Here is a 22,893-nt window from a genome sequence, read left to right as displayed (position 1 = left end):
CACTTTTGTATGATAATTAATGTTTTGGGTCTGTAGAAGTAAATAAAATTTGAAGATCTTTTTCTTTAAAAGAGTAAGTTGTTGCACAATATTCACAACGCATATCAATGCTTTCTTGCTCTTCTAATATTTCTTTTATTTCTGTTTCATTAAGAGATGCTAATGATGATAAACAACGTTCTTGTGAACAACCACATTTGAAGCTAATCGGTTGCATTTCAAATAGACGTACTTTCTCTTGATGATATAAACGAAATAATAATTCATCATTTTGTAATGTATAAATTTCTTCAGCTTTAATCGTCCCAGCTAATGCACATACATGAGCGAAGTCTTCTTCATGCGTATCACTGTGAGCTGGTAATGTTTGAATTAATAGACCCGCAGCCTGCACAGGAGTTGCGTGGCTATCTGCAAATAGACTGATTTTAGTTGCGAGTTGTTCAGATTGAACAAAGTAATCTTCTAAACATGCCGCTAGTGTTTCTTTTTCAAGTGCAACTATACCCTGGTAACGTTCACCATCTTCAGGTGTGATAGTAATCATCAGATTACCTTTACCAATTAGTTGTGAAAATGATAAACCTGTTGTATCACCTTCATAACGCGCTGTACCACGTACTTCTAAATCTTGATTCGCATTAATGACTGCCATGCTGAGTGGACCATCACCTTGAATTTGTACGGTTATTTTCCCTTCAAACTTTAAGGTTGCGGTTAGTAAGCTAGTTGCTATTAGCAGTTCTCCAATAGTATTCGCTATTTCAGCAGGGTAGTCGTGGTTATCAATGCATTGTTCAAATGCACTGTGTGCTTGTGCAATTTCACCACGAATTTCAAAATCATCAAATAGGAAGCGTTGTAGTTGGTCTGTCATAAAGTCTCTCAATATATATTCTGCAGCGGCTAGTCAAAATTCGCTGTGTTACGTTGTGTTTTTGCGTGTATTAACTCACGGCGTTCTTTTTTATTTGGCTTACGATCTGGATGTGGCGCGTTCTGTAAACTTAGTTTACGAAGCAATTGGTGTTGTTCTCGTTTAACGACACTTTTTTCTGTTTCTTGATATAGCGTTTGTGCAATCGGAGCACCTCTGCGATGCTCTGAAATCGTTTGAACGGTTACCTCAAACAGAAGTTCGCCTTGACGTATTGATAGTGTTGCGCCAATTTCTACTATTTTACTCGCTTTACAGCGTTGGCCGTTATAATGAACTTTGCCACCTTGCACCATATCTCGTGCTAAGCCTCGGGTTTTATAAAACCGAGCTGCCCATAACCATTTATCTAATCTGACTGTTGATTTTGTCATAATTTATAACTCGAAAAAGCGAAGTGTAGTATAGCAAAAAGCACTTATTTACTAAACTAAAACAAAATAATGAACTGATTATTTATAGATGGGGTCAAAAGCAGATAAATCAAGGCGTGTTTATGCCATAATATTGATTATAAAGTCGTTATTTTATCGACAACTGCACCTTAAACTTATAGCCTAAGTCCCATTATTGAAATTGTCTTATGATATCTTTTTATAAACAGCTTCGTTAGCATTAATATGACAGCAATAAGAATTGATATTTAATGATTTAGTTACAGGATGAGAATAGAGGTTATGATTTCCCTACTACCGAAAATAATACTGGCAGTGATCTGTGCTTTAATCGCTTATCAATCAGGTGTATTAACTTGGTCTTTATACCCAGTTAAAGAATCATCTTATAATTGGAGTCCAACGGCTCAAAAAATAGAAAATAAAGCGATTGCGTTAAATACTAAAAAATTACAACAGCAATTATTATTTGGGAAGTATGAAGGTGAAGGTAATAAAGTCGTTAATAACGAAAGTCTGACTGAAGCTCCTAAAACACGTCTTAAACTTACCTTAGTGGGTATTGTCGCATCGTCTGAACCACAATTTTCAAGTGTCATTATTGAATATAAAAGAATACAAGATAGCTATTTTATAGATTCTGAAATTCCAGGTACAGATGCAATCGTTACTGAAATTTATAGTGATCGAATCATTATTAATGTTAATGGTGAAAAGCAAACCTTAATCTTAGATGGGTTAGAACAAGCTAATAAAAGAATGGATACTATCGAAAAAGGGCAGGAAGTTAATGTTCCTTCTAAAAAACGTAGAAGCCGTACAAAAAAGACAACAGAGATAGATCTAAATAGAGAATTATTAGTCGAAGACCCAGGAAAATTACTTGATTATATTAATATCTCTCCTGTACGAGATGGAAATCTGATCAAAGGTTATAAAGTTAACCCAGGTAAAAAACCAGAATTATTTGAAGAAGCTGGATTACAAGCAGATGATTTAGTCATTGAACTAAATGGGGTCGATTTAACCGATATAACTCAAGCATTAGGTTTAATGAAAGAGTTCCCTACCATGACGGAAATGAGCTTAACGGTTGATCGTGATGGCGAGTTAAATGAGTTATTTATTAGTATTCCATAATATAAAAGCAAGTATAAAAATAAGTTTAGACAACTAAACTACTAATAACAGTCGTTTATTAACTAATGACTATATACAGAAATATGTAAAAATGAGGTTGGTGTAATGATTTTAGGGATTAAGAAAAAACTGGTCAGACTAATAGGGGCCAGTGTTTTTATTTTACTTTCACAGTCCACTCTAGTGCAAGCGGCTGAGTTTTCAGCAAGTTTTAAAAATGCCGATCTTAATGAGTTTATTAATATTGTTGGTAAAAACTTACAGAAAACAATTATCTTGGATCCTGCTGTACGAGGTAAAATTAATGTACGTAGTTATGACCTTCTTAATGAAAAGCAATATTATCAATTCTTTTTAAATGTATTAGAAGTTTATGGTTTTGCTGTCGTCGAAATGGATAATGGCATCCTTAAAGTTATTAAATCGAAAGATGCCAAAGTAGCCGCCATTCCTGTTATTGATGATGGTAATCAATACAAAGGTGACGAAATGGTTACGCGCGTTGTGCCCGTCATCAATGTCTCAGTAAGAGAATTAGCGCCTTTATTACGTCAACTTAATGATAGTGCTGGCGGTGGTAATGTTGTGCATTACGATCCTTCAAATGTCATTATGATCACTGGGCGTGCTGCGGTTGTTAACCGTTTAGTCAAAATTATTCAACGAGTGGATAGAGCCGGTGACCAAGAAGTTGATATTGTTAAATTAAAATTTGCTAGCGCGTTAGATATGGTCAATATGATCAATTCTATTCAACAAACATCGACTAGTTCAAAAAACAGTTCTACTAGTGTGCTTAAACCTCGCTTAGTGGCTGATGAAAGAACTAATTCAGTTATCATCAGCGGCGAACCCAATACGCGAGCACGTGTTATTAAGTTAGTTAAATCATTAGATAACGAATTAAAAAATAATGGTAATACACGTGTTTTTTATCTGAAATATGCCAATGCTAAAGAAGTTGTTCAGGTGTTAAGTGGTGTTAGTCAAGGTCTTGAAGAAGCAGGTAAATCATCTAACTCAACAAATAAACAACCGAATGTAAATATTCAAGCGCATGATGCGACTAATTCAATTATCATTTCTGCACAACCCGCGTTAATGTCATCATTAAGCAGCATTATTCATCAGCTTGATATTCGTAGAGCGCAAGTATTAGTTGAAGCCATTATCGTTGAAGTATCTGAAGGTGACGGTGTAAATTTAAGTGTGCAATGGGCTTCTACTTCAGGTCTTGGTACTCAGTTTAATGATAACGGAGCTTCTATTGGTGAATTAGCAGCAGGCGCTTATGCTATTGATAATGATTCAGATGATTTTGAAGATTTAGCCTCAACTATTTCTTCAATTTCAGGTGGAATTGCTGGTTATGTTGGTAGTGATTGGGCTGCGATTTTACAAGCCTTAAGCAGTACGAGTACATCAAATATTCTTGCAACACCAAGTTTAACAACACTCGATAATCAAGAAGCTAGTTTCATTGTTGGTGATGAAGTACCTGTACTAACAGGTTCTACGTCTAGCTCAACAAATGCCAATCCTTTCCAAACAATTGAGCGTAAAGAAGTTGGTATTAAGCTGAAAGTGACGCCACAAATCAATGAAGGTGACTCGGTGCAGATGGTCATTGAGCAAGAAGTGTCGAGTATCCAAGGGCAAACTTCTGTGGATGTTGTTTTTGCAACCCGTTCAGTTAAAACAACTGTGTTAGCAAAATCAGGTGAAACTATCGTTATTGGTGGGTTAATTGATGAAGAAGTTAATGAGTCCGTTGATAAAGTGCCTATCTTAGGTGATATCCCTTATATCGGTTGGTTATTCCGCTCGACTAAAAGTAGTACTGAAAAACGTAACTTAATGATTTTTTTACGTGCAACCATTATTCGTGATGACGAAACGATGAGAGAATTAAGTCAACGTAAGTATAGCTTAATGAGAGAAGTGCAACTTGGTGAAGATGAAAAAGGCATTGCTCTAATGCCTGATAGTAATGTGCCTCTTCTACCTGAATGGGGGCAACCAGTTGAAATTGATCCTGAGACTTTTATAGGGCATTCTGATGCTTTTATTGATAAAAAAGTTGAAAGTGTAATTAAAGAAGCGGATCGACCAATATGAGTGATTTAAACGATGTTGATGCTGCGCTTGTTGATCAAGAAGTCGTTGAATTTACGCCTTCGGGGCAGTTGCCTTTTGCTTTTTCTAAAAAGCATGAGCTCGTTATGTCTCACGATGGTAAAAGTAGTGCGCTATGTTTTAAGCAAGTGCCTACTGTTGATTTATTAGTAGAGGCTCGACGTGTTATTGGCCACTCCTTTACTACTCAGCAGGTTGATGATGAAACCTTTGATAGGCTCGTTGCTCGTGCTTATCAATCATCGTCATTAGAAGCACAACAGTTAATGCAGGACTTGGGTGCTGATGACTTTTTTACTTTAGCGGAAGAACTACCAAGCGATGATGATTTATTAGAAGCCGAAGATGATGCGCCGATCATTAAGTTGATTAATGCGATGTTAGGCGAAGCTATTAAAGAAGAAGCCTCAGATATCCATATCGAAACTTTTGAACAAACATTAGTTATTCGTTTTCGTATTGACGGTGTATTACGTGAAATATTAAAACCACAACGTAAGTTAGCAGCATTATTGGTTTCACGTATCAAAGTAATGGCAAAGTTAGATATTGCTGAAAAACGTATTCCACAAGATGGCCGTATTTCATTACGTATCGGTGGTCGAGCGGTGGATGTACGTGTGTCGACTATGCCTGCTAGCCATGGTGAGCGTGTTGTATTACGTTTATTAGATAAAAACGCCGTTAAATTAGATTTATCAACGCTTGGTATGACAAAGCAAAACCATATTTTGTTGCAAAATTTAATTCATAAACCACACGGTATTATCCTCGTTACTGGTCCTACTGGTTCGGGTAAAAGTACCACTCTCTATGCGGGTTTATTAGAAATTAATTCTAGAGATAGGAATATATTAACCGTCGAAGACCCGATTGAGTATTCTATTGACGGTATCGGTCAAACACAAGTTAATACAAAGGTTGATATGACCTTTGCGCGGGGTCTGCGTGCTATTTTACGGCAAGACCCTGATGTTGTGATGATTGGTGAGATCCGAGACCTTGAGACTGCGGAAATATCAGTACAAGCCAGCTTAACAGGCCACTTAGTATTATCTACCTTACATACTAATACGGCCGTTGGTGCGGTAACTCGTTTACGTGATATGGGTGTAGAACCTTTCCTTTTGTCCTCAAGTATTCTTGGTGTGTTAGCGCAGCGTTTAGTGCGACGGTTATGTCCGAAATGTAAAGCGGCTCATCCAGCGACTTTTTCTGAAAAAGTTATTTTAGGTAAAGCTGAAAACGAAGAAGCTATTATTTATCGACCTGCTGGTTGCCATAATTGTAATCATACAGGTTATCGAGGACGTACAGGTATTCATGAATTATTAGTGGTGAATGAAGTAGTACGTGAATTAATTCATACTGGTGCTGGCGAACAAGCCATTGAACGTGAAATTCGTAAAACCTCTCAGAGTATCCGTGATGATGGTCTACAGAAAGTCTTAGCGGGTCTGACTACGTTAGAAGAAATCTTACGTGTAACTAGAGAGGATTAGTGTGGCTACTTTTTCTTATAAAGCGCTAGACGCAAAAGGTAAACAAAAAAAAGGGACTCAAGAGGCTGACTCTGCCCGTATGTTACGCCAACAACTACGTAATGCAGGGATGACTCCGTTAGAAGTGGAGGCCATTTCAACTAAGCGTAAAAAAGCAGGTAAGGGTTTTCTTCAAAGCAAAATTAAAACGGCGGATCTTGCTTTAATTACTCGTCAATTATCTACTTTAGTTGCTTCCTCTATTCCTATTGAAGAATCATTACAAGCCGTTGCAGATCAATGTGATAAACCAAAAATAAAAGATATGATCTCATCGGTTCGTGGGGGGGTGATTGAAGGGCATAGTCTCGCTGATAGTATGCGTAGTTATCCGATGATCTTCGATAACTTATTCTGTGCAATGGTTGCCGCCGGTGAAAAATCAGGACATTTAGAAAAGGTATTAGATCGGCTCGCTGATTACGCTGAGCAACGACAAGAAATGAGAAGTAAAATGATGCAAGCTTTGATCTATCCGATCGTTTTAACGCTTGTTGCTATATCGGTTGTGGCTATTTTATTGACCTCTGTTGTGCCCCAAGTTGTTGGACAGTTCCAACATATGGGAGCAGACCTTCCTGGCTCGACTACTTTTTTGATTGCCGCTAGTGATGCGGTAAGCGCTTATGGTTTCTATTTTGTTGTTCTGTGTATTATTGCTTCTTTACTGTTTAAACAGTATCTCAAAAAAGCCAAGAACCAATTACGATTTGATCGCTATTTATTAACTGTGCCTATCGTAGGTAAGGTCGCTAATGAACTAAATACAGCTCGTTTTGCAAGAACATTGAGTATTTTAAACAGTAGTGCTGTCCCATTACTTGATGCGATGAGTATTGCTGGTGATGTATTAAGCAATCAATACATTCGTTTAAAAGTTGGCGAAGCTGCTGAACGTGTTCGTGAGGGGACAAGTTTAGGCAGAGCATTGGAAAGCACTAAGCTATTTCCTCCTATGATGCTACATATGATCATGAGTGGGGAGCGTAGTGGCGAATTAGGTAATATGTTGGAACGATCTGCGGATAATCAAGACAAACAGTTTTCAGCACAAGTAACATTAGCGTTGGGCTTATTTGAACCTGCACTGGTTATTTCGATGGCCTGTGTTGTTTTGTTTATTGTTGCTGCTATTTTACAGCCTATTTTGGCACTTAATAATATGGTATCAGGTTAGCTGAGCCATTCGTTTTATATAATAAAAAAGGATTAAAGAGTGAGAAATTTCAAATCAACTACTCAACAAAAAGGTTTTACTTTATTAGAAATCATGGTGGTTATCGTGATTTTAGGTGTACTAGCAGCCATGGTTGTTCCTAATTTAATCGGTAACAAAGATAAAGCTGATATCCAAAAAGTAAAATCTGATGTAGTCGCATTAGAAAATGCATTAGATATGTATAAATTAGACAATAGTATTTACCCTACAACTGACCAAGGTTTAGAAGCATTAGTTACAGAGCCAAGTTCTACACCATCACCACGTAACTACCGTGAAGATGGTTACATTAAGCGTCTTCCGCAAGACCCTTGGGGAAATGACTACGTGTTAAATAGTCCTGGTGAAAAAGGAAAAGTCGATATTCTATCTGTTGGTCTTGATGGTGAAGAAGGGACTGATGATGACATCGGTAACTGGAACTTAAATGACAAATAATAACTTATATTATTAATGTTGATAACGATGCGTAAAGCACAGGGTTTTACTCTCTTAGAAATCATGCTTGTTATGCTATTAATGGGAATGATTTCTGTTGGTGTAGTAATGACTTTACCAAGTTCAGGCATTACTGCCCAAGGTAGCCAATGGCATGCGCAACGTTTTAGTACATTATTACAACTTACCCAAGATCAAGCGTTAATATTAAACACTGAATTTGGTATCCAGTTTAATGAGCAAGGCTATACATTTGCTTCGTATGACGTTAATAAAAGACAATGGTTACCACTGGTTAATTCTCGTATCGAAGCCGATGTAATACTCCCTGATACAGTGATTGCTGAATATAACTTAGCGGGTAGTGTTTGGGGTGAACTTGAAGCTGCACAAAGTGCTGTTAATGATGATTCATTCATCGATGAGTCATATACAGTGGATCTTGGAGAAGAACAGGAAAGTACTATTCAGCCAAGTGTATATGTTATGTCTAGTGGTGAAGTGACCCCTTTTAGTTATCAATTTTCTAATATCGGTGACGAAGAACATACTGTCACTGTTAAAGTCGCCATGACCGGCTTAATCGAAATATTAAGTGAGTAGTGACATGACAAAACAACTTAATAATAAACACTCTCTCTACAATAAAAGTGGTATGACGTTATTAGAAGTAATGTTGGCACTAGTTATTCTTGCAACAGCTGGATTAGCAGTTATGCAAGCCGCATCTCAATCTTTAAATAATCAAAATTATTTACAACAAAAAACATTTGCTACTTGGATCGCAAGTAATCGTCTTGCCGAATTGAAATTAGAAGAAAAGTGGCCTGGTTTGGCTTGGGTTAGAGAAGAAGTAGAGTTTGCCGGTGTTAAATGGTATTTACGCTATGAAGGAGTAGAGACAGCGAACTCAAGATTTAGAGCATTAGATGTAGAAGTGAGTGACAGAAAAGATGGCCAGGCTCTTGGTTACATAAGGACTTATGTTGCTAAACAATAGAAACTGTCAGTATAAAAAAAATAGTGGTTTCACACTTATTGAGCTGTTGATTGCAATTGCTATTTTTGCAGTATTAAGTTTTGCTGCTTATCAGATTTTACAGGGTGTTTTACGTAGTGGTGAAATTAGCAAAGAACATGACCAAAACTTAGTTGAAATTCAACGAGGTATGCTATTGATTGAGCGAGATTTCGTTCAAATGGTTGCAAGGGCATCACGTACTGGCAGCACTGACGATGAAAACTTACAAGTTTTATATGCAGGAAAAAATACCTTAGATTCAGATTATCAAGGTATTGAATTTAATCGTTTGGGCTGGGCTAATCCTCTTAATTTATTACCTCGATCAAACATTTTACGTGTTGGTTATCGAGTTCAAGAAAGGCAGTTACAGCGTTTATATTATTTGCACCCTGATACCGTATCGGGCGAAGAACCTGAACAACAAGTGATTCTCCATGATATTGAAAATTTAACCTTTAGATTTTGGGGTGATGATTGGGTAAGCTCATGGAACTCCTCTTCAGAAATACCAACAGGTATTGAAATTACTATTACTAGTAAGCATTATGGTGAGTTAAGACGTGTTTTTATATTGCCTAATAGTGTGGTGGGTGATTAATGACTAGCCATAAAAAACAAGCAGGCATTGCATTAATTACAGTATTACTGGTTTTGGCTATTATGGTAACGATCGCCGCGACTATGACAGGCAGAATGACGGCTAGTTTATTACGTACTGAAGGGCTCAACTATTCTGAAAAAATTTATTGGTATGGACAAGCAACTATAGAGCTTGGTCGTATGATTTTAGAGAGTGACTTTGAAGATAGTGAAGTAATCAGTTTAGATCAAATTTGGGCGACACCTGATCTGGTGTTTCCTGTCGATGAAGGAACTATCACTGGGAATATTGTTGATTATCGCAGTTGTTTTAATATTAATGCGCTTTCAGTAGAAAAAGAAGACGATACTGAACCATTAGCTTTGACTCAATTTAAACTACTGTTAAATGCTTTAGAGGTTGAGGACTTTAGTGTTGATGTTATTGCAGAGTCAACTCGAGATTGGCTAGATAATAATGATACCGTCGATGAATCAGAAGGTGCAGAAGATAGATATTATGAAGCTCAAAATGTCCCTCATTTAGCGGCCAATGATTTGATGGTTGATATCTCTGAGTTAAGATCTGTACAAGGAGTGACTGGTGATATTTATGATCATATACAGAAACACTTGTGTGCTTTACCCACGTCAGAACAATTGATTAATGTTAATACGGTCAAACAAGATAAAGCCGAGGTTTTATATGCTTTATTTCCAGAAGAGCTAGGTTTATCAATAGAAGACTTTCAAGGCTTATTAGATGATAGGCCCACTAGTGGCTGGAGTTCCGTTGCAGATTTTTTACAGACAGATTTATTAACAGATAAAATAATACCGGAAGACGTACAATCACAATTAAGTGTAACCAGCGATTATTTTCAATTATACGGCTCAGCAGAGTTTGATGACCGAACAATTGCATTAAAGTCATTATTTAAAGTAGAAGATGAGGAAGCAACTACGGTTCGTTTCCAATTTGCAGGAATAGACGACATGGTAGGAAATGGAGATGCTCAGTGAGTGAACAATTAATTATTCGCCTAGCAAGTGAAGCACATCAAACTATTCATTGGTTGATTTGGTCTGATAGTGAAAAAGAGATCATTGCTTCTGGTGATTTAGGAAATGCTCAAGACCTACAATTGTTAACTGAAAAAGCACAATCACGAAAAGTGATTTGTTTAGTACCTAGTGTAGACGTCACTTTAAAATCAGTGGTGATAAAAGGCAATTTTACGCGTCAAATGCAACAAGCTTTGCCTTATATGCTTGAAGATGATTTAGCCAGTGATGTGGATAAATTACATTTTTCAGTATTGGCTAAAAAAATTGATTTAGTTGATGTTGCTATCTGTTATAAAAGCAAATTACAAATGTGGTTAGATTGGTTAGCTGATGCAGATATTTTTTGTCAGCGATTACTACCAGAAGCGTTAGCATTACCACTACCAGAAGAGCATGAATGGCAAGCGTTACAATTAGAAAAACAATGGCTTATACGTGAAAGTGTATACCAAGGTTGGAGCTGTGATAGTGAAATGCTCAATGATATTTTACAGCTGCGACTATCAGATAACCCGCAACAAATTATTAAAAGTTATAGTCCTGTACCTAAACATATCTTCGGACAATGGCAAGCTGAGCAAGCGATGTTACCGATGCAATTATTAGCAGAAGGTTGTTTTCAACATTCTTTCAATCTATTAACAGGTGAATTTTCAGTTAAGAAAGAAAGTAATTTACAATTGTATAAATGGAAAGCACCAGCGATCGCGGCGCTAGTATTATTTGTTCTGCTATTAGTTAACTTATTTGTACAAACAGAGCAAATAGATAAACAAACCTTACAAGTGAAAGGGCAAGTCGAGGCAGTGTATGAACAAGCTTTTCCTGAACAAAGTCCTTTGAGATATAGCCGTATTAAGAAAAAATTAAAGGGATTATTAGCTAACGCATCAATTACAGAGCAAGATTCTGGGCTATTGATTATGTTAAATGACCTTCTTCCTAGTTTAAAGGCTGTGCCGAGTTTACAAATATCAACGTTAAAATTTAATGGTAAAAATCAAGAAATCAGCTTAGCGATTAGTGCGGATAGTTTTCAAGCTTTTGAGCAGTTTTCGTCAAAAATACCAACACAATATAGCTTTAAGCAAGGTGCATTAAGTAACAATAAAAATCGCATTAGTGGTGTTGTGACTGTAGGAGTAAAATAATGTTTGAAGAAATCAAAGATTGGTGGGAAAACACTACTGAAAGAGAACAAAGATTAACAATTATTTCTGCCGTGGTTGTTTTTATCGCTGTCGTCTATTTTCTTTTATGGCAACCACTAGCTAATAATTTAGCGATTAGCCAGCAGAAACTAAATAGTGCTCAACAAACTTTACAATGGGTTGAAGTTAATTCAAATAAAATTATTGCTGCAGGACTGATTGACACCCAAACGCGAAGACCGCAAAATTTATCACAGCTTATTAATAGTACAGCTAAACGCAATCAGATTAATATCGCACGTATCCAAAGTCGTAATGGAACAGTTGATCTTTCTATAAACCAAATTGAATTCAATCAATTTATAGAGTGGATAACAGTATTGCAAAATCAGCATAATGTACAGATTGCGAATGTTGATGTAAGCCAAGATAAAGTTCAAGGCATGATTAAAGTTAGCCGCTTATCGTTAAGTTATTAATCATTAGACCTTGGATTTAAATTCAAGAACAAAAAAGGTTTCAAATGAAATTTAAAATCGTGGTATTAATCGTCCTCGTTTACCTCATGACCTTGGTGGTTAATTTGCCGATGGCTGTTGTGGTTGATTGGCTTCCTAGAGGATCGATTAAAATTAATAATGCCACAGGTACGATCTGGAAAGGGCAAGCCAAGCAAATTGTAGTTAACCGTAAATTGAGCTTTGATAATGTAAAATGGGATGTGCAGTTAATGGCATTACTCACATTAAACCTCGAGGCCGATGCTTCATTTAACAATGGCTCTCAAGCTATGTCTGGTAAAGGTATTGTTCGTTATGGTTTTTCAGGAATAAGCGCATCAAATGTTATTTTAGATTTAAGTTCAAAAGAGTTATTAACATTATTGCCAATGCGTTTACCGGCTAAAATTTCAGGAGATTTTTCTGCAGTCATTAAAGAATTTACACAAGGTAAACCCTATTGTGAACAATTACAAGGTAACGTACTTTGGCAAAATGCTGTCGTATCTAGTCAACTAGGCGTAGTCAATTTATCTTCTCCTACTGTTGATTTAGGGTGTGATAACGGTGAGGTTACGGCATTTGTTACTCAAGAGTCAGATGAATTAGCAACAACCTTAGATATCAGTTTGGGCGAAGGCGGCATATATAAGTTAAATGGAGAGATTCAAGGAACCGATAACTTAGCGCCATCGATTGCTCAATCATTAACGTGGATTGGCCCAAAAAACGAAAATGGTGCAACGACACTTAGCTTTAGTGGGCAACTTTAAGTAATAAATTAATAGAGTATTGTAGGGGCATTATTTGGCGTAATTTCCTATCTAATAATAAAAAGAAAAGTCTTAACTAGTATTTAACCATGTATGGATATACACTGTGTTTGTTTACAGTTTATTATCGCGTGGAGATCCTAATGAAAGAGTTAACTAAACGCCAAGGCGAAGTCCTAGACGTAATAAAAGATCAAATTACAAAGACTGGCATGCCACCAACACGCGTGGAATTAGCAAGAATTCTAGGTTTTAAAAGTGCTAATGCAGCAGAAGAGCATTTAAAAGCATTAGCACGTAAAGGGGCAATTGAAATATTATCTGGCACATCTCGCGGTATTCGCGTTATTAGTGAGCATAAAGATAATGAAGCAGTCAACGAAGGGTTACCTTTAATCGGTAAAGTTGCTGCTGGAGAGCCGATTCTAGCTCAAGAGCACGTTGAAACTCATTACAATGTTGATCCTACTTTATTTCATCCTGCGGCAGATTTTTTATTGCGTGTTCAGGGTGAAAGCATGAAAGATATCGGGATTATGGATGGCGATTTATTAGCTGTGCATAAAACCCAAAATATCAATAATGGCCAAGTGGTTGTAGCAAGAGTTGAAGATGATGTAACCGTAAAGCGCTTTTATCGTGATGGAAAACAAATAACATTGAAAGCTGAAAATACTTCATTCGAACCAATTAAAGTTGATTTGGAATATCAATCATTTGATATCGAAGGTATTGCGGTTGGTGTTATTCGTACTGCTGATTGGATGTAGATGCTCTTCTGTCTGCTTTGAAACTTAATCGCTTAAGTAAATGCAGTAAATAAATTAATAAAGCGAAGAGAATGCCAATAAATAGTTATGCTATTTATTGGCATTCTCATAACTTGCTTTAAGAAAATAGAGTAGATAAATGAAACGTATAATACTGATATGCAGTCTTGTTATTGTAGGCTTATTTTTCGCGTTAGGTGGATTGGAAGTCATTAACCCGAATACTAAAAATAACAAAACATTTGAACCAGATAATAATGCTTTATTTTTAGCTAAACCGCGTATTACATTAAATGAGTTTGCTTTTGAAAAAGCGGGAAAAGTTGCTTTTACAAATGAATCATTAAAAGGAAAGTGGACGCTTTTCTTTGCAGGCTATACTTTTTGTCCTGATGTTTGTCCTACCACACTCGCTGATTTAGATCGTATTTATCCTAGTTTAACCAATGATAACAATACAACCACTCAGGTTGTATTTGTTTCTGTTGATCCTAATCGAGATAAAGCAGAACAACTGGCAGATTATGTTCATTATTTTAATAAAAATTTTATTGGTGTGACCAGTACACATAAACAACTATGGCCTTTTGTAACACAACTAGGTTTGATTTATGGGATTGTTGAAGCAGGCGACACCGAAGATTTTTACTTAGTCGATCACAGTGCATCTATTGTTTTAATTGATCCTGAAGGTAAGTTACATGCCACGTTTAAGTCAGTACCTAATAAACAAGGTATCAATAGTGTTGATATGGATTTAATGGTTGAAGATATTAAAGAATTACAGCAGCAATATGATAATGAAATTAATCAGTAGGATAGCGAATATTGGCCCATTATTTAGAATAACCGCGTAGCTAATGAAGACTAAGCGGTTTATTTATCTTTAAGTGAAGAATCAACGTAACGTAAATTAAATCTTCTTTGTCCAAAATAAAGCACTGCCAAATTCAGGATCAAGTTGATAATCAGAAAAACCTAAACGTTGGTAAGCTTTACAAGCAACTTCATTACCGCTCAATACTTCTAATGTGATTTTGCAACAATCACGAGCTTTAGCAATCTCTTCAATTTTTTCGAATAAGTGTTGAGTTAATTTATTCCCTCTAAAATCACTATGTACAACGACATCATGAATATTAAATAACGGTTTACAGGCAAAAGTAGAAAAACCTTCAATGGCTGTTAATAAAGCAGCGGGTTTTTCACTACTAAAAATTAAAACGATAAAAATATCTGTTCGTTTTAGCAGTGTTGAGACCAAATTTTGTTTTGCAAAGTCATTAATATCTTCGCCACCGCCCATTGGATCACAAGCATAATGGGACATTAAACTAAGGTAAGCATCTGCATGCTGTTTATTGTTTAAGTCAGCTACAACAGTTTGAATCTCTAACATTTTAATTCCTTTTATATCTGATAATTAATACTCTTTTTCAGTCTAACTAATGGGTTATATGGATACCAGTAAAAGCCTTATTTAAATTTTATGTTTTCAAATTCAATTTTAGTGTTAGACTTCTAGATGTCTAAATGAAAACTTGTAAAGGGAACAGCTATGCCAATTCGTATTCCAGATGATTTACCAGCATCAAATATTTTAAAATCTGAAAATATTTTTACTATGTCTGAATCACGAGCTAGTCATCAGAATATTCGTCCATTGCGAGTATTAATTTTAAATTTAATGCCTAAAAAAATTGAAACTGAAACGCAAATAATGCGTTTATTATCAAATACACCGCTACAGGTTGATATTGAGTTATTGCGTGTTGATGCAAGAGCAAGTCGGAATACACCCCAAAAGCATCTCGATAAATTTTATGGTGACTTTGAACGTATAAAAAGTCAGAAATGGGATGGGTTTATTATTACTGGTGCACCTTTAGGTACAATTCCATTTGAAAATGTTTATTACTGGGATAAGTTTACTGAAATCGTAAACTGGTCTCGTCATAACGTGACTTCAACACTTTTTCTTTGCTGGGCTGCACAAGCTGCCTTAAAAATACTTTATGATTTAGAGAAAGTAACGAGAGACGATAAGTTATCTGGTATTTATTCTCATAATACTCACCACCATCAGCATCCACTTGTTAGAGGGTTTGATGATCAATTTTGGGCTCCTTTATCGCGTTATGCAGAATTTAATAGTAATGACATTCAGAGTAAAACGGACTTAACGGTTTTTGCTGATGCGCCAGATGCTGGTGTTTATTTAGCTGCAAGTCCTGACTGTCGCCAAGTATTTATTACTGGACACCCAGAATACGATGCGAATACCTTACACAATGAGTACTTAAGAGATATTGAAGAAGATTTAGAGCCTGTACTTCCTGTTAATTATTTTCCAAATGATGATGCCAATCAAGCACCTCGTGCTATTTGGCGTAGTCATGGAAATCTTTTATACAATAACTGGTTAAATTATTGTGTTTATCAAGTTACGCCATACGACTTAACCGATTTGAAATAGCAAATGCGGGTTATTTAAGTTTTTAAGAATAAATTCAATAATAAACTGGTAAAGGTGAAAAGCTCTCCTATACTTATTTAGTAATAGGAAAACGACAAGGAGCTTAACGAAGAAATTGTTAGATAAATATATATTATTTCGAAAAGGTTCTGTGAAGTTCACAGATTGGTTTTTAACATAGCGTTATTATGTCGTGGAATACAATTGTTTAGTTTTCACATTGTTCATAAAAATAAGACGGAGGTATAAAGTTATTTTAAATTTTACTCGTACCAGTGTTCTAAAATCATCAATCATTGAGTTGGTTTACTAAGCACTCATTTCCCTCGATAGGGAACTGTTTTGGTTTTAGAAGTTAATGCTGGTTGTATTCAAATATACAGGAGCTTAATTATTATTACGTTTTATCACTTTATTAAAAGTGAATGTCAGAGCTAGGAGTTTTTTATTTTAAAACTCATTGCCAACAGGCGTTTCTAACATTTACTTTTATCAAATTAGATAGTGGATTGTTTGTAAAGGTTTATTGATAAGTGATTAATCTTATTATGAATATCAATGATACTTTTAATAATCACAATTAAATTGTTCTTTTATTTTTAAAGCGAGCTACTTAGCTCGCTTTTTTATGCTTAATGATTGTCGATACTGATTTTTTCCATCATTTTCCCCTATTACAACTATCAAAAAATTCATAATTTATAACAGAATATTTCAAGACGTTATCCGCTTTGAAAGGGTTTGCTGATGACTTTTATGTTATTATGCAAATTGGTTTTTATCTTAGAATAAGTAGCAGGGAACTCTATGTCAGTAAGCGATCGTAGTGCGTTGATTAAAGCACAACTAGAAAAACACATTCTTCTGATTGATGGTGGTATGGGAACCATGATCCAGGACCATAAATTTGAAGAAGCAGACTTTCGTGGCGAACGCTTTAAAGATTGGAACTCTGATTTAAAAGGTAATAATGATTTATTAGTACTTACGCAGCCTGAAGTCATTGCCAATATACATCGGGAATATCTTGATGCTGGTGCAGATATCCTTGAAACCAATACATTTAACGCGACGACCATCGCAATGGCTGACTATGGAATGGAATCTATATCGGCAGAAATCAATTTACAAGCGGCTCGCATTGCTCGTCGTATTGCTGATGAAAAAACAGATGAAACACCTGAACGCCCTCGTTTTGTGGCGGGTGTATTAGGTCCAACTAATCGAACTTGTTCTATCTCTCCTGATGTTAACGATCCTGCTTACCGTAATGTGACCTTTGATGAATTAGTCGTTGCTTATATCGAATCAACTAAAGCTTTGATTAAAGGTGGTTGTGACTTAATTCTGATTGAAACTATTTTTGATACCTTAAATGCAAAAGCCGCTGTTTTTGCGGTTGAAACTGTTTTTGAAGAGCAGGGTTATAAATTACCACTGATGATTTCAGGTACGATCACCGATGCTTCTGGACGTACGTTGTCAGGTCAAACAACCGAAGCTTTTTATAATTCTTTACGTCATGCAGAACCACTTACGTTTGGTTTGAACTGTGCATTAGGTCCTGACGAATTACGTCAATACGTCCAAGAGATGTCACGTATTTCAGAAACTTATGTTTCCGCTCATCCTAACGCAGGTTTACCGAATGCCTTTGGTGAATATGATTTAGAAGCTGACGAAATGACAGTCCATATTAAAGAATGGGCTGAAAGTGGATTCTTAAATCTAGTCGGTGGTTGTTGTGGAACAACACCTGCGCATATTAAAGCAATGGCTGATGCGGTTGCTGATATCAAACCTCGTCAATTACCAGAAATTGAAGTCGCGTGTCGTTTAAGTGGTCTTGAAGCATTAACCATTCGTCATGATTCACTATTCCAAAACGTCGGAGAGCGAACTAATGTAACGGGGTCAGCACGTTTCAAACGTTTGATTAAAGATGAATTATACGATGAAGCACTTGAAGTTGCCTTACACCAAGTAGAAGCGGGCGCGGATATTATCGATATCAACATGGATGAAGCGATGCTTGATTCATTATATGCGATGAAAAAATTCTTAAACTTATGTGCTTCTGAACCTGATATTTCACGTGTTCCAATCATGGTAGATTCTTCTAAATGGGAAATTTTAGAAGAAGGCTTAAAGTGTGTTCAAGGTAAAGGGATCGTCAACTCTATCAGTATGAAAGAGGGCGTTGATAACTTTATCCACCAAGCTAAATTAATTCGTCGTTATGGTTTTGCTGTGATTGTGATGGCCTTCGATGAAGATGGTCAAGCGGATACACGTAAACGAAAATTTGAAATCTGTAAGCGTTCTTACGATATTTTAGTGAATCAAGTTGGTTTTCCACCTGAAGACATTATTTTTGATCCTAATATATTTGCAATAGCAACAGGGATTGAAGAGCATAATAACTATGCTGTTGATTTTATTGAGGCTGTTAAAGATATTAAAGAGAACCTACCGCATGCCATGATTTCTGGTGGTGTCTCGAATGTATCATTCTCATTCCGTGGTAATAATCCCGTTCGTGAAGCGATTCATGCTGTATTCCTCTATTACTGTATTCAAAATGGTATGGATATGGGGATTGTTAATGCAGCTCAATTAGCGATATACGATGATATTCCTAAAGAGCTAAAAGATGCCGTTGAAGATGTTGTATTAAACAAACATGCCAACGGAACAGATGCGTTATTGGATCTTGCTGAAAAATATCGTGGTGATGGTGCCGTTAAAGTTGATGACAAAAAAGCATTGGAATGGCGAGCATTACCGGTTAATGAACGTATTGCACATGCTTTAGTAAAAGGTATCACCGAATTTATTGAGGAAGATACAGAATTAGCGCGACAATCGGTAAATATGCCTATCGAAGTAATTGAAGGTCCATTAATGGACGGCATGAATATCGTGGGTGATTTGTTCGGTGAAGGTAAAATGTTCTTACCACAAGTGGTTAAATCTGCGCGTGTAATGAAACAAGCCGTGGCATATTTGAACCCTTATATCGAAGCAACAAAAGCAGTTGGCGCAACCAACGGTAAAGTCGTGATGGCAACCGTTAAGGGTGATGTGCATGATATTGGTAAAAACATTGTGGGTGTTATCTTACAGTGTAACAATTATGAAATTATCGATCTTGGCGTGATGGTACCGACTGAAAAAATCATTAAAACAGCGCTTGAACATAATGCTGATTTAATCGGTTTATCGGGTTTAATTACCCCCTCATTAGATGAAATGGTTTACGTAGCAAAAGAAATGCAACGTCAAGGATTAACCATTCCATTACTGATTGGTGGAGCGACAACGTCTAAAGCGCATACCGCAGTTAAAATTGAACAGAATTACGATCAACCTGTTGTTTATGTTTCTAACGCTTCACGTGCTGTAGGTGTTTGTCAGAAGTTATTAACGCCAGCGCATAAGCCTGAATTTGTTGAAAAATTGAATTTAGATTATGAACGTGTACGTGAACAACATGCGAATAAACGTCCACGTAGTGCTCCGGTTGGGCTACCTCAAGCACGTGCGAATGCCGCTAAATTAGATTGGGTTAATTACCAACCTAAAGTGCCTAACAAGTTAGGTGTTCAAGTATTTAAAACTATGCCGATCAGCGTGTTACGTGAATATATAGATTGGACACCTTTCTTTATGACATGGGGATTAGCGGGTAAATATCCACGTATCCTTAAAGATGAAGTAGTTGGTGAAGAAGCAACACGTTTATTTGCAGACGCCTTAGCGATGTTAGATACAGTGGAAGCTGAAGGTGAAATTAGCGCCGCAGGTATTGTTGGCTTATTTCCAGCTAACAGCATTGGTGATGATATCGAAATTTATACCGATGAAACGCGCACTGAAATCTTACAAGTGAGTAATCAGTTACGTCAACAAACAGAGAAAAAAGCACCATTTGTGAATCACTGTCTAGCTGATTATGTCGCGCCTAAATCTTCAGGTGTTGCCGATTACATTGGTGCTTTTGCGGTAACCGGTGGTATTGGTGAACGTGAAGTGGCAGAACGCTATAAAGCAGATAACGACGATTATAATGCGATTTTAGTACAAGCTGTTTGTGATCGTTTAGCGGAAGCATTTGCAGAATATTTACATCAACAAACACGTAAAGATTATTGGGGCTTTGCTGCCGATGAAACGTTAGGTAGCGACGATTTAATTCGTGAAAAATACCAAGGTATTCGTCCAGCACCCGGTTACCCTGCTTGTCCTGAGCATACTGAAAAAGCGGTTATTTGGGATTTGATGAATGTTGAGCAAGAAATTGGTATGGAGCTAACGTCAAGTTATGCAATGTATCCAGGTGCTGCAGTTTCAGGTTGGATATTCTCTCATCCAGAAAGTCGTTACTTTGCGGTTGCACAGATTCAACAGGATCAAGTTGAAGATTATGCTAAACGTAAAGGCTGGGATATGTTAACGGCTGAACGTTGGTTGGGGCCTAATATTGGTTAATAATTACTTATTTTAAAGGTAGTTAAATATTCACACTTATATAAACCTACAAATATTATAGTGAAGTAAAATTCCTATACCAAAAATTAATTTAAACAGCAGCTAGTAGACTATTGGCTGTTGTTTAATAATATCTAAATAGCATTAACCATAACTAAAAAAATCGAATATTTAAACTCTTACTATTTAGTGCTTTATTAATAAAAATTTCTGAAAATAAATAACTATATTTGAGTTGATTTTGTTGGATTAATTTAGGATTTACTCTGTACTAGCTAGATATGAATTGTCATATTATTAGTAAATAATAGAGGGATAAAATCCTGATTTTTTATTCGATTATTTTTTGTTTTTTACGCAAAGATTAATTAATAATCAAATTTACTATTGTAAGAGCTTTGTCTATAGTTATTACTTTAGGAGTGTTCTATTTGATTTTTAACATTACCTTTTTTAAGAAAAAAGAAAAAAGATTAAAAAGGACAGCATAAATAGTTAATTTTAATGCTGACTCTATTGTCAATTATGTCGTACATAATTATTAGAAGTTTTAAAAGTCACGTGGGGAATAATCATGGCCGAACAGAATAATCCAGTTAATGAAAGTAAAGATACTGATGTTGAATTAACGACAGAGCAGTTAAATCAAGCTAAAGAGCAATTAAATCAGTCTGGAGAAGCATTAACCTCAGCCGAACCACAATTCCCCCCACTAGTCGATGACGAAACTGTCAATTCTGATGCTGCGAAACCTAATGTGCCTGAATCTGCTGCTCCAGGTGACATAAACCCTGACATTGATGTGAATGATCTCGAAGCGATACTTGCACTTGGTGAAGAAGTTTTTGATTTAGATATTGAAACCGCTGCTGGTGAAGAATCGGGCGGTGGTTTTACACTTGTTGATTTCGAGCGAGATGCAGAAGAAACAATCGCAACCACTAACTTTCAAACTACAGGCTTAGATGATGACGCTTCCCCAATCGTCACATTTACAGATGATAGTTTAAACAATATTAATGCTACTGCTGATGGTGTAATTGATAATTCAGTACCTACTCTAACCATTACGAGTTCAAACGACTTTACTGAAGATGATGGCAGTGCAGTAGAAGGCGCAGTGGTATCAACGTTTGAAACAACCGATGAAGATGGCGACGACGTTACAGTTACCCTAAGCGACACGATTAATTATGAAATTGTGGGTAATACCGTTGTTTTAACCGAAGCTGGCGCAGCACTTGTTAATAGCGGTGAAGAGTTACCTGCTTATACCTTAACCGTGAATGATGGTACAGCCGATGGCGACACGGTCAGTGATGATCCAAGTGTCACGATAGTAAACGATACCCCAACGATCACCATTACCAGCTCAAATGACTTTACTGAAAATGATGGTAGTGCGGTAGAAGGCGCGGTAGTTTCAACGTTTGAAACAACTGACGAAGATGGCGACGACGTCACGGTTACCTTAAGCGACACGATTAATTATGAAATTGTTGGTAACACCGTTGTCTTAACCGAAGCTGGTGCTGCATTAGTTAATAGCGGTGAAGAGTTACCTGCTTATACCTTAACCGTGAATGATGGTACAGCCGATGGCGACACGGTCAGTGATGATCCAAGTGTCACGACAGTAAACGATATCCCAACAATCGCCATTACCAGCTCAAATGACTTTACTGAAGATGATGGCAGTGCGGTAGAGGGCGCGGTCGTTTCAACGTTTGAAACAACTGATGAAGATGGCGACGACGTTACGGTTACCTTAAGCGACACGATTAATTATGAAATTGTTGGTAATACAGTTGTTTTAACCGAGGCTGGCGCAGCATTAGTTAATAATGGTGAAGAGTTACCTGCTTATACCTTAACCGTGAATGATAGTACAGCCGATGGCGATACGGTCAGTGATGATCCAAGTGTGACCACGGTAGATGATCCAACTATTGTAACGTCTGATACTGCTACAACGAGTGAAGATACCTCGGTTACGATTGATGTATTAGCGAATGATACTGATGTTGATGGCGTGGTCTCGGCAGTGGCTTCTGTTACCGATGGCGAGAACGGTACTGTGACGATCAATGATGATGGCACCGTGACCTACACCCCGAATTCCGATTACAACGGCACTGATACGTTCACTTATACTAATGAAGATGGCACCACTGAAACAGTGACTGTCACCGTTGACGCGGTAGCCGATGACACGGTTGTGGCTGCGGATAACGCAACCACTGATGAAGACACGC

General features: G+C 36.8%; 20 protein-coding genes. 17 read left to right on the top strand and 3 right to left on the bottom strand.

The annotated features are described in order from the left end of the window. Positions 1–16: 16 nt before the first annotated feature. Positions 17–877: an Hsp33 family molecular chaperone HslO gene (gene hslO / locus V6255_RS14405; RefSeq protein WP_341628789.1), complete on the bottom strand. Its 861-nt coding sequence runs from the start codon at positions 875–877 to the stop codon at positions 17–19. Between the two features lie 29 nt (positions 878–906). Continuing rightward, complete coding sequence (gene hslR / locus V6255_RS14400) at positions 907–1,311, bottom strand: ribosome-associated heat shock protein Hsp15 (protein WP_341628788.1); 405 nt, start codon at positions 1,309–1,311, stop codon at positions 907–909. A gap of 303 nt (positions 1,312–1,614) precedes the next feature. Between hslR and gspC the strand changes: the two genes are divergently transcribed. The 14 genes from gspC to V6255_RS14330 all read left to right on the top strand — a co-directional run bounded on the left by gspC (position 1,615) and on the right by V6255_RS14330 (position 14,488). Beyond that, positions 1,615–2,472: a type II secretion system protein GspC gene (gene gspC / locus V6255_RS14395; RefSeq protein WP_341628787.1), complete on the top strand. Its 858-nt coding sequence runs from the start codon at positions 1,615–1,617 to the stop codon at positions 2,470–2,472. A 105-nt stretch (positions 2,473–2,577) separates the two neighbouring features. Next, a complete protein-coding gene (gspD, locus tag V6255_RS14390) occupies positions 2,578–4,590 on the top strand; it encodes a type II secretion system secretin GspD (RefSeq protein ID WP_341628786.1) in 2,013 nt (670 codons plus the stop codon). After that, positions 4,587–6,110 (top strand): type II secretion system ATPase GspE, encoded by a 1,524-nt coding sequence (gene gspE / locus V6255_RS14385; RefSeq protein WP_341628785.1) that lies wholly within the window; start codon positions 4,587–4,589, stop codon positions 6,108–6,110. Before gspD ends, gspE begins: the two co-directional genes overlap by 4 nt. A gap of 1 nt (position 6,111) precedes the next feature. After that, a complete protein-coding gene (gene gspF, locus V6255_RS14380; protein WP_341628784.1) occupies positions 6,112–7,326 on the top strand; it encodes a type II secretion system inner membrane protein GspF in 1,215 nt (404 codons plus the stop codon). A gap of 39 nt (positions 7,327–7,365) precedes the next feature. Further along, the gene (gspG, locus tag V6255_RS14375; RefSeq protein ID WP_160065089.1) at positions 7,366–7,806 is read left to right on the top strand and encodes a type II secretion system major pseudopilin GspG; all 441 of its coding nucleotides are present in this window, start codon (positions 7,366–7,368) and stop codon (positions 7,804–7,806) included. Positions 7,807–7,833: 27 nt separating this feature from the next. Then, the gene (gene gspH, locus V6255_RS14370; protein ID WP_341628783.1) at positions 7,834–8,409 is read left to right on the top strand and encodes a type II secretion system minor pseudopilin GspH; all 576 of its coding nucleotides are present in this window, start codon (positions 7,834–7,836) and stop codon (positions 8,407–8,409) included. Between the two features lie 4 nt (positions 8,410–8,413). After that, positions 8,414–8,806 (top strand): type II secretion system minor pseudopilin GspI, encoded by a 393-nt coding sequence (gene gspI / locus V6255_RS14365; protein WP_341628782.1) that lies wholly within the window; start codon positions 8,414–8,416, stop codon positions 8,804–8,806. Next, entirely contained in the window at positions 8,790–9,428 is a 639-nt protein-coding gene (gspJ, locus tag V6255_RS14360; RefSeq protein ID WP_341628781.1) for a type II secretion system minor pseudopilin GspJ, read from the top strand. The genes gspI and gspJ overlap by 17 nt, the downstream gene beginning before the upstream one ends. Beyond that, positions 9,428–10,432 carry a type II secretion system minor pseudopilin GspK gene (gene gspK / locus V6255_RS14355; protein ID WP_341628780.1) on the top strand — a complete coding sequence of 335 codons (1,005 nt, stop codon included), beginning with the start codon at positions 9,428–9,430 and terminating at the stop codon, positions 10,430–10,432. The genes gspJ and gspK overlap by 1 nt, the downstream gene beginning before the upstream one ends. Continuing rightward, positions 10,429–11,628 (top strand): type II secretion system protein GspL, encoded by a 1,200-nt coding sequence (gene gspL, locus V6255_RS14350; RefSeq protein WP_341628779.1) that lies wholly within the window; start codon positions 10,429–10,431, stop codon positions 11,626–11,628. The genes gspK and gspL overlap by 4 nt, the downstream gene beginning before the upstream one ends. Continuing rightward, entirely contained in the window at positions 11,628–12,107 is a 480-nt protein-coding gene (locus V6255_RS14345) for a type II secretion system protein M (protein WP_341628778.1), read from the top strand. The genes gspL and V6255_RS14345 overlap by 1 nt, the downstream gene beginning before the upstream one ends. A 44-nt stretch (positions 12,108–12,151) precedes the next feature. Then, a complete protein-coding gene (locus V6255_RS14340; protein WP_341628777.1) occupies positions 12,152–12,901 on the top strand; it encodes a type II secretion system protein N in 750 nt (249 codons plus the stop codon). Between the two features lie 143 nt (positions 12,902–13,044). After that, entirely contained in the window at positions 13,045–13,671 is a 627-nt protein-coding gene (gene lexA / locus V6255_RS14335; RefSeq protein WP_341628776.1) for a transcriptional repressor LexA, read from the top strand. 139 nt (positions 13,672–13,810) lie between these two features. Further along, complete coding sequence (locus tag V6255_RS14330; RefSeq protein WP_341628775.1) at positions 13,811–14,488, top strand: SCO family protein; 678 nt, start codon at positions 13,811–13,813, stop codon at positions 14,486–14,488. A gap of 96 nt (positions 14,489–14,584) precedes the next feature. On the opposite strand, the gene V6255_RS14325 is transcribed toward V6255_RS14330, so the two are convergent. After that, entirely contained in the window at positions 14,585–15,070 is a 486-nt protein-coding gene (locus tag V6255_RS14325; protein ID WP_160065107.1) for a GNAT family N-acetyltransferase, read from the bottom strand. A 159-nt stretch (positions 15,071–15,229) separates the two neighbouring features. On the opposite strand from V6255_RS14325, the gene metA reads away from it, so the two are divergent. The 3 genes from metA to V6255_RS14310 form a co-directional block, all read left to right on the top strand. Then, complete coding sequence (gene metA, locus V6255_RS14320) at positions 15,230–16,147, top strand: homoserine O-acetyltransferase MetA (protein WP_341628774.1); 918 nt, start codon at positions 15,230–15,232, stop codon at positions 16,145–16,147. A gap of 807 nt (positions 16,148–16,954) precedes the next feature. Further along, entirely contained in the window at positions 16,955–20,638 is a 3,684-nt protein-coding gene (gene metH, locus V6255_RS14315) for a methionine synthase (protein ID WP_341628773.1), read from the top strand. A gap of 574 nt (positions 20,639–21,212) precedes the next feature. Continuing rightward, positions 21,213–22,893: Ig-like domain-containing protein (locus V6255_RS14310; protein WP_341628772.1), on the top strand; the 1,681-nt coding region annotated here is incomplete at its 3' end.

Source organism: Psychromonas arctica, from assembly GCF_038155225.1.
Lineage (GTDB): Bacteria > Pseudomonadota > Gammaproteobacteria > Enterobacterales > Psychromonadaceae > Psychromonas > Psychromonas arctica_B.
Note: the sequence above shows the minus strand (reverse complement) of the source record. Positions and strands in the feature narration are given on the sequence as shown.

Coding starts and splice junctions, on each gene's coding strand:
- hslO (WP_341628789.1), bottom strand. CDS start 877: ATGACAGACCAACTACAACGCTTCCTATTTGATGATTTTGAAATTCGT.
- hslR (WP_341628788.1), bottom strand. CDS start 1,311: ATGACAAAATCAACAGTCAGATTAGATAAATGGTTATGGGCAGCTCGG.
- gspC (WP_341628787.1), top strand. CDS start 1,615: ATGATTTCCCTACTACCGAAAATAATACTGGCAGTGATCTGTGCTTTA.
- gspD (WP_341628786.1), top strand. CDS start 2,578: ATGATTTTAGGGATTAAGAAAAAACTGGTCAGACTAATAGGGGCCAGT.
- gspE (WP_341628785.1), top strand. CDS start 4,587: ATGAGTGATTTAAACGATGTTGATGCTGCGCTTGTTGATCAAGAAGTC.
- gspH (WP_341628783.1), top strand. CDS start 7,834: ATGCGTAAAGCACAGGGTTTTACTCTCTTAGAAATCATGCTTGTTATG.
- gspI (WP_341628782.1), top strand. CDS start 8,414: ATGACAAAACAACTTAATAATAAACACTCTCTCTACAATAAAAGTGGT.
- gspJ (WP_341628781.1), top strand. CDS start 8,790: ATGTTGCTAAACAATAGAAACTGTCAGTATAAAAAAAATAGTGGTTTC.
- gspK (WP_341628780.1), top strand. CDS start 9,428: ATGACTAGCCATAAAAAACAAGCAGGCATTGCATTAATTACAGTATTA.
- V6255_RS14345 (WP_341628778.1), top strand. CDS start 11,628: ATGTTTGAAGAAATCAAAGATTGGTGGGAAAACACTACTGAAAGAGAA.
- V6255_RS14340 (WP_341628777.1), top strand. CDS start 12,152: ATGAAATTTAAAATCGTGGTATTAATCGTCCTCGTTTACCTCATGACC.
- lexA (WP_341628776.1), top strand. CDS start 13,045: ATGAAAGAGTTAACTAAACGCCAAGGCGAAGTCCTAGACGTAATAAAA.
- V6255_RS14330 (WP_341628775.1), top strand. CDS start 13,811: ATGAAACGTATAATACTGATATGCAGTCTTGTTATTGTAGGCTTATTT.
- V6255_RS14325 (WP_160065107.1), bottom strand. CDS start 15,070: ATGTTAGAGATTCAAACTGTTGTAGCTGACTTAAACAATAAACAGCAT.
- metA (WP_341628774.1), top strand. CDS start 15,230: ATGCCAATTCGTATTCCAGATGATTTACCAGCATCAAATATTTTAAAA.
- metH (WP_341628773.1), top strand. CDS start 16,955: ATGTCAGTAAGCGATCGTAGTGCGTTGATTAAAGCACAACTAGAAAAA.